Raw genomic sequence first — 12,591 nt, 5'->3', positions numbered from 1 at the left:
GATCAGCCTGGACCAGGCGGCGGTCGTGGCCCGGCACACCCCGGCCGCGTTCGACACCACGGTCGCGGAGTTCGCCCAGCACGCGACGGTGACCCAGCTGCAGCGCACCGTCACCCGCTACGACTTCACCCTCCAACCCGACAGCGTCGACGACCGCGGCCGAGGCCTCCCCGGAGAGATGCTGCCCGGTGAGATGCCGGCCGGTGACGAGAGCGGGGAGGACAGCGGCGGTGGGTCGGGGAAGCAGGTGCCGGTCGAGCCGGCGCACCTGAGCATGGGCCTCGACGCCGACGGGCGGTTCCGGCTGCGCTACGACGCCCCGGCCGAGGTCGGCGCCCTCGTCGAAGCCGCCCTCGCCGAGGCCAAGGACCACCTCTTCCACACCCTCACCTCCGACGGGCAGGAGCCCGACCGGCAGCTGCTCAACGGCGACGTGCTGCACCCGACCTGGACCGAGGTCGACGGCGGCCGGCCCCGGGTCACGTGGGCCGACGCCCTGCTCGTGCTCGCCACCCGCTCCCTCGACGCCGCCACCACGGCACGCTCAGACGGACCTGGCGACTCCGGTGGTTCGCGCGGGGCGGCCCGCCGGGCTCGCTACCGGGTACAGGTCCACCTCGACACCAACGGTGGCTGGCTCACCGGCCGCCCCCGCCTGCCCCAATACATCACCAACCAGCTGACCTGTGACGGGACCCTGACCCCGGTCTGGGAGACCGACGGACACCCCGTCAACGTCGGCCGCGCCCACCGCGTCGTCCCCCACCGCACCCGCATCCTGGTCCTGGACCGCGACCGCGGCTGCCGCTTCCCCGGCTGCGCCTCCACCCACCACCTCGAGATCCACCACCTCCGGCACTGGCGCGACGGCGGACCCACCGACACCACCAACCTCCTGGCCCTGTGCACCTTCCACCACGACGGACACCACCGCGGCGAGTTCACCCTCACCGGCGACCCCACCCACCCGGACGGGCTCACCTTCCACACCGACACCGGCCTGCTCATCGGCCCACCCCAGAAACCACCCCCACCACCCACGCCGCCCCCGACACACCGGCTCACCCTGGCCCCCGACCCCAACCAACCGGACGGGCCAGACGGGCCGGACGAGTCAGACGGGGCACACGAGCCGGACCGCCGCAGACCACCAGCCCGACTCGGTCGCCGCTACCCCGCGCCCTCCGGTGGCACCCTGCACCTGCACCTCGTCGACTTCACCCCGACCTGAGGGCGCGGCCGCCTGACGCGAACGGGGCTCAGGCCCACATCGGCATCAGGCCTGTGTGGCGCCGATCCCCTCAGCGGCCGTCACGTCGGTCCGCTCCACGACGCGTCCTCGGACGAACCACACGAGGATCAGGCCCGCGACGATGATGATGAAGCTGAACGACCCCGCGACGGTCAGCAGGGTGTTCTGGGTCCCGTTCGTGCCCACCTCGTCGATGCCACCCGTCGACAGCAGGACGAAGGGGTCGGTCAGCCCGTGGAGCACGATCGCCGGGATGATCGATCGCGTCACGCGCATCGTGAGGTACATGCAGACACCGAACCCGAACGTGTAGGCCATCGTGACGCCCACGGTCGAGACCGCTTGACCGCTCAGCAGGTTGACCGAGTGGAGCGCCGCGAAGACCAACGAGGAGACGAGCGCCACGACGCGCTCCGAGTGACCCGCATCGCGCAGCATCTTGACCGCGATGCCGCGCGTCAGCACCTCCTCGACGAGTCCGACGAGCAACCCCGTCACGATCGTGAGCACGATGACGGCGATGCCGTACTTCCCGTAGTCCGGGCCGATCACGCGCAGCACGATGGGGATCGTGACGAGGATCGGGCCCAGCCACATCCACCGCGACCCACCGATCGGCTGCGGGCCGAAGATCTCGCGCGTCCAGCCCATCGCCCACAGGAAGACGCCGAGGACGACAGCGCCGACGATGAGCGCGAAGGTGACGTCGACGAAGACGCTGCCGACGGTCGTCAGCAGCTCCTCCTCACTCTGTCGGGCGAAGACCCTCGACGCGAGCAGGCCCGCGCCGAGGTAGATGGCAAGGTAGACGACGACGAGGGGCACGAGCCTCCAGAAGCCGCCCCGGTCGAAGAACGAGCGCAAACGGCCCCTGAGTGCTGTGGCTGAGACGTCGGACATGTGGACCTCAACTCCCCTGTCGTGCGATGAGGCTGACACGTCGGCGGGTCAGCGAGTCACCACGATCATCACCCATCGCTCTGCTCGATGCCATGCGGGTTCGTCACGCCGCGGCCCCTGCCTGCGCCATACTCCCCACGTGACAGGGGACGAACCGACGCGGTGGGTCGACGGTAACCTTCACCGCTACGGAGGACGGCAGAACGTTCTCCGCGAGATGGCCGCGGCAGACGTACCAGCGGTCGTCGCGGTCCAGGAGCCGGGCGCGGTCCTCGGGCTGGCCGACGTCTTCTCGCAGGACGAGCACCCGTTCCCACGCGAGGCGATCGCCGAACGCTGGCTGCGTGAGATCGACCTCCCGGGGACCGACTGCTTCGTGGTCGTGCGCGACGACGCGGTCGCCGGTTTCGCCGCCACCCGTGGTGACGAGTTCCTGCACTTCGGCATCGCCGTCGAGCACTGGGGCACGGGCCTGGCCACGCTCGCGCACGACGACGTCCTCGACCACCTGCGTGGCGGCAGGGTCACACAGGCCCGGCTCCGCGTCTTCACCGGCAACGACCGAGGACGCCGCTTCTACGAGAAGCACGGCTGGCGGCCGACCGGCGAGCGCAGCAGGAGCTCGTTCGCGCCCTGCCCCGAGCTCCTCGGCTACGCGCGTCACCTCTGAGAGCGCCCGACCGCCCAGGTCGAGTACGCATACGGACGCGGTCCACGACAGGGAGCCGCGAGGATGGCGCCCATGGGCGCGGAAGAGTCGGCGGAGGGCCGGTGGGGACTCAGCCTGCCGTGGTGGTCACTGGCCATCGGCGTCCTGACGACGGCGTTCCTGGTCGGTCTGGCCTTCGCGCTGCTCGTCATGCACGCCCTGACCTTCGGCTTCACCTCCGTCGCGGGGCTCGGTTCGGTCGACGAGCCGGACGTCGACCGCTACGAGCTGGCGCTGGCGGTCGGCATCGGCACCAACGTCTTCGGCGCGCTGGGCCTGTCGCGACTGGCCCTCCGGACGCGGGCCGCCGCGTGGCCCCGGGAGCTGACGGCTCTGCTGATCGCCGTGGTCACCGGTGCGCTGGCCACAGCCGGGATGCTCGCAGTCCTGGGGATCGACCCCCTGCTGCTCGTCGACGGCCTCTGACATCGACGCGCCGACGGCGTCAGCCCTGGGGGTCGACGTCCACGGGGCGGTCAGCCGTCCTGCCCTCGTCGCGGCCGGCGGCGCGCCGGTCACGACGGCCGCGGACGACGGCGATGACGAGGCAGGCCACCATGCCGAGGAGGAAGAGAGGCAGGGCCGCCAGGTAGCCGAGGAAGAGGACGGCGTCCGAGGGAGCCGGGGCGCAGCCGAAGCCGAGACCCGTGCACTGCCCCGAGGCGTTGTAGTCCGGGAGCGTCAGGTGCAGCACGAGCACGAGGACGGCCGGGACGATCCAGAGCAGGCCGAGGGCGACGATGTACGGGCGAACGCTGCGTGGCTCCACACCCCCACCCTCGCCCATGACCGCCGGCCGCGCATCGTCGCCCCTCCTCAGCGCCGCCGACTCCCGCATCGCGTCGACGAAGCCGAACGTCCGCATCCGCTCCTACGGTGACGGCATGGCCACTCACTGGACCCTCGGCTGCGTCGCTTGACGGTCACAGCTCCTTGCGGAAGTGCACGTCGGCCGCGTCCGCCGTGGGCACGCCCTCCCAGCGGAAGATCTCGCGATAGCCCTGCTTCTCGTAGAAGCCGGGAGCCTGGAACGTGAACGACGTGACGAAGACGTGGCTGCAGCCACGCGACCGCGCCTCGGACTCGAAGTCGGCGAGCAGTCGCTCCCCCAGCCCGGTCCCGCGCACGTCCTCACGCACCCAGGTCATGCCGATGCCGGCCGCGACACCCCAGGTCCAGCCGCTGACGCCGGCCGCCAGCTCCCCCGACGCGTCCTCGAACCGGACCGTCAGCTCGCGGGCCGCCGGCGTGCCTGCAGTCGCGGCCGCGTTGACGTCGTCCAGCTCGTCGGAGAGCCGCTGGTCGAGGGCCCCATCGGCCTCGCCGACGGCCGACGTGAATCCCCGTGCCTCGGTCACGACGGGCGATCATGCCACGCCTCCGAGAGGGCGCGCACCCTCCACGACGCGCGCCCCTCGGTGTCGGGTGAGGCCCGCGTGTTCGAGCTCCGCACCCACGACCCGGTCGCGGGCACGTGGCCCTCGATGGTCGAGGGCAGCGACACCGGGTGTTGCCGTCGATGACGGAGTAGTCGCCGGTGCGGGGCCGACGCCGCACCGGTGCTGCCGGACCAGCCGATGATGCGTCCCTGATGTCCCCCGACGGGCACGTCGAGCACGACGACGGCGCGCCAGTCAGAGGCGCGCGATGACCTCGTCGAGCATCGTCTCGGTGAGCTTGCCCGTGAAGGTGTTCTGCTGGCTCACGTGGTAGCTGCCGACGAGTCGCACCCGCCGCCCGGTGTCGGTCGCCAGCACGGCCTCGGCACCGTGGCCGAACCTCGGCTTGGGTCTCGGCACGTCCCACCCCCGGCGGCGGGCCGCCCCGAGCGCCGCGTCCCAGGCGATGGACCCGAGGGCGAGCATCGAGCGCAGCCGCGGCTCGGAGAGCTCGAGGTCCCGGTCGAGCCACGCCGCGCACGTCGCCTTCTCCTCGCTCGTGGGCTTGTTGGCGGGCGGGGCGCACCGGACGGCGGCGACGATGCGCAGGCCCGTCAGCACGAGCCCGTCGCCCGAGGCCACCGACGTGGGCTGGCTCGCGTACCCACCTCGGTGGAGGGCGGCATACAACCAGTCGCCGGAGCGGTCGCCGGTGAACATCCGACCGGTCCGGTTGGTGCCGTTGGCCGCCGGGGCCAGGCCGACGACGAGCACCTCCGCGTCCGGGTCCCCGAAGGAGGGCCCGGGGCGCCCCCAGTACGGCTGGTCGGCGAACGCCGCGCGACGTCCCGCCGTCGCCACCGACTCCCGCCACGCGACGAGCCGCGGGCACGCGCGGCACACGCTGATGCGGGCATCGAGCTCGCGTATGCCGTCCGCACCCGTGGCTAGTCGGCGCACCTGCGCAGGGGTGGCCGCGACCGGTGTCTCGAACGTGGCCGGGTCACCCGGCCAGCCCGAGCCCGCCGGCACCGGCGACAGGAAGAGGCCGCCGGTGACGGGGTGCTGGGCCGGGTTCGGCAGGTCGGCGGGGCACATGGCCCCACGCTAGGCCGACCCGGCCCGCCCGTAGGTTCTAGGACTTGGTCTTGATCGGTGTCCCGGCGGCGTCGAGCACCCACCACACGTCCTTGACCGCCTGCCCCGTCACGTCACCGGGCTTCGTGTCCTTGGCCCAGTAGTAGAGCGGCCATCCACCCAGGGTGAGCTGCTTCTTGCCGTCCGGCGTGTCGATCGCAGCGACCGTGCCGGTGACCCCGGACGCCGTGGGCGCGGCCGCACCCATGAGGGCCGGTGGCCAGGCCGCCAGGCACTGACCCGTGCAGGCGCTCGTCGCGCCACCCTTCGTGTCCTTGTCGAACATGTAGAGCGTCATGCCCTTGCCGTCCGTCACGATCGTCCCGAGGGACGAGGTCGCCGTCTTGAGCTCGGCGACCTCGGCGCCGCCACCTCCGGCCGGAGTTCCGGCGGACGTGGAGGCCGACGGTGACGGGGCTGCCGGGCTGGCAGGGTCGGGAGTCGACGACCCACAGGCCGTCGTGAGCACCAGGACCGCGGCGGCGAGCGCCGTCGTGCTGATGGATCGGGTTCGCATCATGATGACCTCCTCGATCTCGACGCCCGGGTGGCGTCCATGTCGGATACGTCTCCCGGCGTGAGACGGTTCAGGGGTCGACAGAGTGAACCTGACGCGCCGCGCAGGCGTCTCTGGACGGTGGAGCACCAGTGAGGAGGTGGCTGCGGGATGCCGCTGGACGACGAGGCGGTCGCTGAGATCTACCGCGAGCACGGGCCGATGCTGCGACGCGTCGTCTGGCGCGCGACGAGCGACGCCAACCGGGTCGAGGACATCGTCCAGGAGGTCATCCTGCGCGTGTGGAAGCAGGCGCCCGAGGCCGACAACCTGCGCGCCTACCTCATCACGACCGCCCGCCACCTCATCGTCGACCAGCACCGTGCCGCCGGCCGGCGCCCCCAGCAGGCGCAGCTCGTCGACGTGGCCGAGGCGGACTCCGCCCTCGACCGCGCCCTCGACCAGGTGCTCGTCGAGGAAGCCCTCGGCCGCCTCCAGACCAACCACCGAGAGATCGTGCGCTACCTCTACTTCGAACGCCTGACCGTCGCCGAGACCTCCACCCGCGTGGGGGTGCCCGAGGGCACCGTGAAGTCGCGGGCCTACTACGCCGTGCGCAACCTGCGCGTCATCCTCGACGAGATGGGAGTGACGAGATGACCACCGGATCGGACGACCTGCACGTGCTGCTCGGCGCGTACGTGCTCGGTGGCCTGTCCGACGACGACCACCGTGCCTTCAGCGAGCACCTGCGCGCGTGTCGGCAGTGCCAGACCGAGCTCGGCCAGGTCTCCGGGATGCCGCGTCTGCTCGACCTCGCCGGCCCCGAGGGCGGGCCGCACCTCAGCGACACCCCCGTCGCCGTGCCCGCTCCCCTCCTGACCGACCACGACGACGAGCACCTCGTCACCCTGCTCGGTGAGGTCGGCCGACGCCGCCGCCGACGTCGGGCGTGGATGTCCGTCGTGGCCGCCGCGGCCGCGGTCGTGCTCTTCGCCGCCGGCGCCTGGCTCGGTCCGCAGCTGCTGACACCCACCACGCCGACACTGCCGACGACGCACGTCGCTGCGGCCGCCGTCGCGGGCAGCCAGGTCCGGATCGACATCGCCCTCGTGACGCGCGGCTGGGGGACCCAGCTCGACGTCAACTGCGAGGACATGCCGACCAACGGTGAGCTCGCCCTCTGGGTCATCGACCGGAGCGGCAAGGCGACGACCGCCGCGTCGTGGCGGGCGACCCCCGCCGGCTACTCCCGCGTCACGGGCGCGACGGCCTTGCGACCCAACGAGATCCAGGCACTCGAGGTGCGCACCGGCACCGGCAAGGTGCTCGCCGAGGCCCGCACGTGAGCCGGCCGACCTGACGGCCCGGGGCACGCCTGAAGAGCACGCCTGAGGGCCCGGCTCGCGACTGATCAGGTCTGCGATCCCGGGCCCTGATGGCGGTTAACGTACCTCAACGGGCCAGCCGCCCAAGCGATTCGGGGTGTGGTGCGGGGCAGCCCCCCTGCCCCGCACCGTTTCCCCTGACACTCAGAGCCTCTTCAGAGGTGGTTGATACACCGCAGACCTCACAAGCCGGACGGCAGCCGCGTCGCCGGCGGCGTGACCGAGACCTTCTTCCCGGCGACGGTGACCTCACTGAGCCACATCGTCCGGCCGGGCACCTCCGAGCCGATCGAGTCGGGCGCCCACGCGTGGTAGACCATGAGCACGCGCCCGTCCTTCTCGAGGAGCGCGCAGTGGCCCGGGCCCGCCGCGACGTCGCTGCTCGTCAGCACCGGATCGGGGTCCTTCGTGAAGGGCCCGGTCGGGGACGCCGCCGTGGCGTGCCCGACGGCGTACCGGTCGCTGCCGTAGTCGTTGGCGGAGTAGAAGAGGTGGAAGACGCCGTCCCGCTCCCACACGAAGGGCGCCTCGACGAGCTGGCCCTCCCATGGGAGGTCCTGTCGGATCAGGCGTCTCGGCTCGCCCTCGAGTCGCAGTCCGTCGGCCGACAGTCGCTGGACGGAGATCCACGTGTCCCTGCCGACGGCGTTGCCGTCGTTCTTCCAGTAGAGGTATGCCGTGCCGTCCGACGCGACGAAGGGTGACGCGTCGATGGAGCCGCCCTGGTCCTGCTCGCAGACGAGGGGCTTGCCGCTCGTGTCGCGGTACGGGCCCTTGGGGTCGTCGGCGACGGCGAGACCGATGCACTGGATGGCGGGGTCCGGCGCCATCGTCGTGTAGTACATGACCCACCGGTCGCCGAAGCGGTGCGCCTCGGGCGCCCAGACCTTGCCGGGTGTCGTCCACGACGCGAGCTCGGGCAGGGCGTCACTGCCCTGGGTCCACGAGGCGAGGTCGTCGCTGACGAGCGTCTGGACGTTCATCCCGTTGCCGTTGGTGGCGATGGCCACCCAGCCGTCGCCGTCCGGGAGGATCTGCGGGTCGGGGAAGTTGCTCGGCCAGACCGGATTGGTCGCGGCCGGTGCTGCCTGCGTGGCGGGGGTGGTCACGGTGCCTCCGGGGTCGGTGGACAGGCTGGTCGGGGCCCCGCCCCCGCACCCGGCGAGGAGCACGGCTGCGAGGGCGACGGTGGTGGTACGGATGAGGGTGCGCCTCATCCGGCGCCCGGGTCGGCCGGCCAGCTCGACGCATAGAACCGCAGGTGGTCGACCTCGGCGGTGACCGCCGGGCTCGACCCGCCGTGCGCGACGAGCCCGATGCGCGGGTGGGTGTCGGTGCGGAACGTCCACGTCGCTCCCCACGTCCAGTGCACGCCGTCGCGGCTCGTGCCGGCCCGGTAGAGGTGCTCGCCGGCGGCGTTGCGGTGGTGGGCGAGCCGCAGCCACAGCGTCGTCGCCGACGTGCCGATGACGGCACCGCCGTAGCTCGTCGGCCCGTCGGGAGCGGCCGGGTCGGCGGCGGTCTCCCGGCCGAACTCGGTCTGCCGGGTGTTCCAGATCGCGACGTTGGAGAGGCGCGCGAAGTCGTCGTCGTCCTCGTAGGCGACGAGACCGACCTGCTGGTAGTTGCGCACGGTGTCGACGCCGAGGTCGAGCGTCGTCCTCGCCTCGGCGATCCAGTCGCCGTCGCCCGGGGTGTCGTGGAGCAGGACACTCGCGGTGTTGCCGCCGCCGACGAGGTCGGCGCCCTCGACCGGCCAGCGCAGGCTGCCGCCGGAGACGGTGACGGCCGGGTTGCGCCGCACCCACGTGAAGCCGGCGAGGCTCGGGTCGTCGAACTCCTCGGACTCGAGCAGGGCCCCGGCCACGGGCACGGGCGCGAGGCCGGTTGCGTCCGTGGCTGCCGGGTTGACCACGACGTTGTCGACGACCGCGTTGCTGCTGCTGAGGCGTACGGGGGCGGCAGCGGGCCTGGTGTCGCCGGACACCTGCACCCGGGCCACGACGTCGGCGAGGTCGCTCTCGGTCACCTCGGCGGTGAGCCCGTCGGCCGTCGCCTCGACGGTGAGCGTGCGCCACGCCCCGGTCGGGAGCGGGGACAGCGCCGTCGTCGACGAGCGCACGGTGCCGTCCCGCTCGACCTGGGCCGTGAGCCGGGCGCCCTTGGGGTCGAGCGTGACCTTGACGGCGGGGTCGCGACCGAGCAGGACCCGGAGCGGCTCGGTGCCGCGGTGGTCGAGGCGCACGTGGACCGGGCCGGTCGGGGCCGAGGCGGTCGTCGAGGCGGTGCCGTGGACGAGGGCCGTCCGCCCGGCCACGGGATCCGTCGGCCCCGCGCCCAGACCCCTGAAGCCGCTCGCGGACGGGTCGGTCGGTGTGACCCCGAGCCCGGAGGCCAGCGACGGCGCCGGCTGGGGCGTGTCCGAGGGTCCGGCGCCCGCACGGGTGCGCGGCCAGCCGTCGACCCAGTCGAGGCGGTCGAGGAGCATCGGTCGACGGTTGATGCCGAAGGTCGTCGTCAGCCAAGGGTTCGTCCGGTCGATGGCGTGGTAGGCGATGAAGTCGCGCCCCTCGGCATCCGTGACGACGGCGTGGTGGCCGGCGCCGACGAAGCGGTTGCCGTTCTGCGTCAGGACCGTCGTGCCGCCGACGCGCGACGTGAGGAGCGAGGTGCCCTCGGCGTCGACGAACGGCCCGAGCGGCGACCGCGAGCGACCGGCGAAGACGGAGTAGCCCGTCGTCGGACCCGCGCAGCAGTTCGCGGCCGAGCCCATGAGGTAGTAGAAGTCGCCGTGGCGCACCACGTAGGAACCCTCGTAGCGGTTGTCGACGGCGACCTGTGTGGCCGGGCCGACCGGGGTCAGGCCGTCGGCCGACATCCTCGTCACCCACAGGCCGCCGAAGTAGCTGCCGTAGTAGAGGTAGCGCTGGCCGTCGACGTCCGTGAAGCCCGCCGGGTCGAACGTCCAGAGGAACCCGCCACCCGACGCCGGCCGGGGTGGGACGGCCGGCGCGGGGGCGGGAGTCCAGGGACCTGCCGGGGTGGGCGCCGTCGCCGCACCGATCGCGGAGTCGTCACCGGGGTTGAGGGTCGTGTCCGTCACGGTGAAGTAGAGGACGTACCGTCCTGCGACATAGCGGATGTCGGGCGCCCACAGGCCCGACGTCGCGGTCGCCCACGAGGGACGGTTGCCCGCGTCGAAGACCGTGCCGAGATACTCCCAGCTCGACCAGTCTCGGGTGCGCGCCACGTGGATCGCGCCCGGTGCGTCACCCGCGCGCAGCGGGTCCGACGTCGCATACGCGTACCACCAGCCGTCGCGTCCGCGGATGACGGACGGGTCGGCGAAGGTGTCCGAGAACGCGTCCGAGACGGCGTTGTCGTAGGTCGATGGGGCGGCAGCGGACGGCATCCGACCGGCCGACGCGGAGGCCGCCGGGACCGCGGCGCTCACACCGACGGCCGTGACGAGTGCTGCGATACAGGCGGTTCCGCGCCGCAGGGCACGGTGGCGCAGGGAGGTCAGGGGACGCATACGGACTCCTCAGCCCTTGACGCCGCTGCTGGCGACGCCCTCGATGACGTAGCGCTGCACGAAGACGTAGAGCGCGAGGACGGGGATCGCGGCGAGCATGGCGCCCGCCATGACCACGGGGTAGTCGATCGTGTACGCGCCCTGGAGGCGACTCAGGCCGGCGGGCAGGGTGAGCCGCTCCGGCGAGAAGAGGACGTAGATCGGCCAGATGAAGTCGTTCCAGTTGGCGAGGTAGCTGAGCACGCCGAGCGTGACGAGCGCCGGCCGCGCGTTGGGCAGCACGATCGACCACCACGTGCGGAAGGGCCCAGCGCCGTCGAGCCGGGCGCTCTCCTCGAGCTCCTTGGGCAGGCCCATGAAGAACTGCCGCATGAAGAAGACGCCGAACGCACCCGCCGCTCCGGGCACGACGAGCGCCCAGATCTGGTCGAGCCAGCCGAGCTTGTCGAGGAGCAGGAAGTTCGGCATGAGGAAGATGAACCCCGGCACGAAGAGGGTGAGGATGATGGCGCCGAAGATCGCCTTCTTGAAGCGGAACTCCATGCGAGCCAAGGCGTAGCCGGCGAGGGAGCAGACGACGAGGACGAGCGCGGCGTGCATCGTCGCGGCTGCCATCGAGTTGAGGAACCACCGCAGCACCGGGCTCGCGGCGTCCTGGAAGAAGAGGACGTCGAAGGCGCGCAGGCTCCACTCGGACGGGAAGTACGTCGGCGGCACGGTGCGCGACTCGCTCTGCGACTTGAACGCCGTGAGCAGCACGAGCAGCAGCGGTCCGATGAAGATGACGCTGAGCACGCCCATACCGAGCCAGAAGAAGGGTCCGTTGCGGCGCTTCACGACTTCTTCTCCCTCAGGGCCCAGACGTTGACGAGGGAGACGAGGGCGAGGAATACGGCGAGGACGTAGCTCATCGCCGAGGCCTGGCCCATCCGGTACTGCGAGAGCCCGAGGTCGGTGATCTCCATGATCGCCGTGCGCGTCGAGTCACCCGGCCCGCCCTTGGTGATGAGGTAGCTCTGGCCGAACATGTTGGCGCTGGCGAGCACCGTGGTGACGACGACGAAGACGAGCACGGGCCGCAAGCCGGGGATCGTGATGTAGCGCAGCTTCTGCCACGCGGTCGCCCCGTCGATCTCGGCGGCCTCGTAGTGCTCGGCCGGGATGTCGGCGAGGCCTGCGAGGTAGATGACGGCGTTGAAGCCGATGGTCCACCAGACGGTGACGGCCGCGAGCGAGATCCACGCCCACGGCTGCTCGGTCGTCCACGCCGTGTCGCCCGGCAGGCCGAGCGCGGAGAGCACACCGTTGACCATGCCGAACGACGGGTCGAGCAGGTAGCGCCACATGAGGCCGACGACAGCGACCCCGAGCACGAACGGTGCGAAGAAGACGGCCCGGAAGAACGTGCGTCCGGGGAACCGACGGTTGAGCAGGATCGCGAGCAGCAGCGGCAGCACGACGAGGAACGGCACGCTGATGACGACGAAGATGCCGGTCGCCTTCATGCCGTTCCAGAACGGCTCGAACTGCGGCGACCCGCTGTCGAAGAGGTCGGCGTAGTTCTGGCCCCCCACGAACGGCTTGTTGGGCAGCAGGAAGTCCCAGTCGTGCAAGGAGATCCAGATGCCGAGGAGGCCCGGGACGGCGACGAAGGTGATGAAGAGGAGCAGGAAGGGCGACAGGAAGAGGTAGGGCGTCCACCGGGACCCGTGGATGCCGGATGTCGCTCCCCGGGAGCGACGCCCACCCGGCGCAGGCGTCGCTCCCGAGGGCGGTCTCGTGGGCTGTGTCATGG

Annotated in this window: 15 protein-coding genes; 6 read left to right on the top strand and 9 right to left on the bottom strand. The window is 71.7% G+C overall.

All coding sequences use genetic code 11. The annotated features are described in order from the left end of the window. On the top strand, positions 1 to 1,231 hold a 1,231-nt coding region (locus AC1DW8_RS09065; RefSeq protein ID WP_478093422.1), incomplete at its 5' end, for an HNH endonuclease signature motif containing protein. A gap of 45 nt (positions 1,232 to 1,276) precedes the next feature. Here the strand turns inward: AC1DW8_RS09065 and AC1DW8_RS09060 are convergent. Further along, positions 1,277 to 2,152, bottom strand: a complete 876-nt coding sequence (locus AC1DW8_RS09060; RefSeq protein WP_478093420.1) for a CPBP family intramembrane glutamic endopeptidase — start codon at positions 2,150 to 2,152, stop codon at positions 1,277 to 1,279. Between the two features lie 139 nt (positions 2,153 to 2,291). Between AC1DW8_RS09060 and AC1DW8_RS09055 the strand changes: the two genes are divergently transcribed. After that, positions 2,292 to 2,822, top strand: coding sequence for an N-acetyltransferase family protein (locus AC1DW8_RS09055; RefSeq protein WP_478093418.1), 531 nt, complete (start codon positions 2,292 to 2,294; stop codon positions 2,820 to 2,822). Between the two features lie 72 nt (positions 2,823 to 2,894). Continuing rightward, positions 2,895 to 3,287 carry a hypothetical protein gene (locus AC1DW8_RS09050; protein WP_478093416.1) on the top strand — a complete coding sequence of 131 codons (393 nt, stop codon included), beginning with the start codon at positions 2,895 to 2,897 and terminating at the stop codon, positions 3,285 to 3,287. A gap of 19 nt (positions 3,288 to 3,306) precedes the next feature. On the opposite strand, the gene AC1DW8_RS09045 is transcribed toward AC1DW8_RS09050, so the two are convergent. Beyond that, positions 3,307 to 3,630, bottom strand: a complete 324-nt coding sequence (locus AC1DW8_RS09045; RefSeq protein WP_056779036.1) for a hypothetical protein — start codon at positions 3,628 to 3,630, stop codon at positions 3,307 to 3,309. A gap of 16 nt (positions 3,631 to 3,646) precedes the next feature. Here AC1DW8_RS09045 and AC1DW8_RS09040 point away from each other — a divergent pair, with 16 nt between their 5' ends. Beyond that, complete coding sequence (locus AC1DW8_RS09040; protein ID WP_478093413.1) at positions 3,647 to 3,781, top strand: hypothetical protein; 135 nt, start codon at positions 3,647 to 3,649, stop codon at positions 3,779 to 3,781. 3 nt (positions 3,782 to 3,784) lie between these two features. Here AC1DW8_RS09040 and AC1DW8_RS09035 read toward each other — a convergent pair whose 3' ends face one another. The 3 genes from AC1DW8_RS09035 to AC1DW8_RS09025 all read right to left on the bottom strand — a co-directional run bounded on the left by AC1DW8_RS09035 (position 3,785) and on the right by AC1DW8_RS09025 (position 5,897). Then, positions 3,785 to 4,219: a GNAT family N-acetyltransferase gene (locus tag AC1DW8_RS09035; protein ID WP_478093411.1), complete on the bottom strand. Its 435-nt coding sequence runs from the start codon at positions 4,217 to 4,219 to the stop codon at positions 3,785 to 3,787. A gap of 276 nt (positions 4,220 to 4,495) precedes the next feature. Then, entirely contained in the window at positions 4,496 to 5,338 is an 843-nt protein-coding gene (locus AC1DW8_RS09030) for a uracil-DNA glycosylase (protein ID WP_478093409.1), read from the bottom strand. A gap of 37 nt (positions 5,339 to 5,375) precedes the next feature. Beyond that, complete coding sequence (locus AC1DW8_RS09025; protein ID WP_478093407.1) at positions 5,376 to 5,897, bottom strand: COG4315 family predicted lipoprotein; 522 nt, start codon at positions 5,895 to 5,897, stop codon at positions 5,376 to 5,378. Positions 5,898 to 6,044: 147 nt separating this feature from the next. Here AC1DW8_RS09025 and AC1DW8_RS09020 point away from each other — a divergent pair, with 147 nt between their 5' ends. Together AC1DW8_RS09020 and AC1DW8_RS09015 are read left to right on the top strand one after the other, a co-directional pair. Beyond that, positions 6,045 to 6,533, top strand: coding sequence for a sigma-70 family RNA polymerase sigma factor (locus AC1DW8_RS09020; protein ID WP_020141884.1), 489 nt, complete (start codon positions 6,045 to 6,047; stop codon positions 6,531 to 6,533). Further along, a complete protein-coding gene (locus AC1DW8_RS09015) occupies positions 6,530 to 7,222 on the top strand; it encodes a zf-HC2 domain-containing protein (protein WP_478093405.1) in 693 nt (230 codons plus the stop codon). Before AC1DW8_RS09020 ends, AC1DW8_RS09015 begins: the two co-directional genes overlap by 4 nt. A 221-nt stretch (positions 7,223 to 7,443) precedes the next feature. Here AC1DW8_RS09015 and AC1DW8_RS09010 read toward each other — a convergent pair whose 3' ends face one another. The 4 genes from AC1DW8_RS09010 to AC1DW8_RS08995 are packed head-to-tail and all read right to left on the bottom strand — an operon-like array spanning position 7,444 to position 12,589. Next, positions 7,444 to 8,478, bottom strand: coding sequence for a glycoside hydrolase family 43 protein (locus AC1DW8_RS09010; protein WP_478093403.1), 1,035 nt, complete (start codon positions 8,476 to 8,478; stop codon positions 7,444 to 7,446). Continuing rightward, the gene (locus AC1DW8_RS09005) at positions 8,475 to 10,796 is read right to left on the bottom strand and encodes a family 43 glycosylhydrolase (RefSeq protein WP_478093401.1); all 2,322 of its coding nucleotides are present in this window, start codon (positions 10,794 to 10,796) and stop codon (positions 8,475 to 8,477) included. Before AC1DW8_RS09005 ends, AC1DW8_RS09010 begins: the two co-directional genes overlap by 4 nt. Before the next feature lie 9 nt (positions 10,797 to 10,805). Next, positions 10,806 to 11,633, bottom strand: a complete 828-nt coding sequence (locus tag AC1DW8_RS09000) for a carbohydrate ABC transporter permease (protein WP_478093399.1) — start codon at positions 11,631 to 11,633, stop codon at positions 10,806 to 10,808. Next, entirely contained in the window at positions 11,630 to 12,589 is a 960-nt protein-coding gene (locus tag AC1DW8_RS08995) for a carbohydrate ABC transporter permease (protein WP_478093397.1), read from the bottom strand. Before AC1DW8_RS08995 ends, AC1DW8_RS09000 begins: the two co-directional genes overlap by 4 nt. Positions 12,590 to 12,591 lie beyond the last annotated feature (2 nt).

The sequence above is a fragment of the Terrabacter sp. P2_E3 genome (assembly GCF_056403915.1).
Note: the sequence above shows the minus strand (reverse complement) of the source record. Positions and strands in the feature narration are given on the sequence as shown.

Excerpts from the sequence above, each read along its gene's own strand:
- AC1DW8_RS09030 (WP_478093409.1), bottom strand. The coding sequence starts at position 5,338 with ATGTGCCCCGCCGACCTGCCGAACCCGGCCCAGCACCCCGTCACCGGC.
- AC1DW8_RS09050 (WP_478093416.1), top strand. The coding sequence starts at position 2,895 with ATGGGCGCGGAAGAGTCGGCGGAGGGCCGGTGGGGACTCAGCCTGCCG.
- AC1DW8_RS08995 (WP_478093397.1), bottom strand. The coding sequence starts at position 12,589 with ATGACACAGCCCACGAGACCGCCCTCGGGAGCGACGCCTGCGCCGGGT.
- AC1DW8_RS09020 (WP_020141884.1), top strand. The coding sequence starts at position 6,045 with ATGCCGCTGGACGACGAGGCGGTCGCTGAGATCTACCGCGAGCACGGG.
- AC1DW8_RS09060 (WP_478093420.1), bottom strand. The coding sequence starts at position 2,152 with ATGTCCGACGTCTCAGCCACAGCACTCAGGGGCCGTTTGCGCTCGTTC.
- AC1DW8_RS09040 (WP_478093413.1), top strand. The coding sequence starts at position 3,647 with ATGACCGCCGGCCGCGCATCGTCGCCCCTCCTCAGCGCCGCCGACTCC.
- AC1DW8_RS09005 (WP_478093401.1), bottom strand. The coding sequence starts at position 10,796 with ATGCGTCCCCTGACCTCCCTGCGCCACCGTGCCCTGCGGCGCGGAACC.
- AC1DW8_RS09010 (WP_478093403.1), bottom strand. The coding sequence starts at position 8,478 with ATGAGGCGCACCCTCATCCGTACCACCACCGTCGCCCTCGCAGCCGTG.
- AC1DW8_RS09015 (WP_478093405.1), top strand. The coding sequence starts at position 6,530 with ATGACCACCGGATCGGACGACCTGCACGTGCTGCTCGGCGCGTACGTG.
- AC1DW8_RS09025 (WP_478093407.1), bottom strand. The coding sequence starts at position 5,897 with ATGATGCGAACCCGATCCATCAGCACGACGGCGCTCGCCGCCGCGGTC.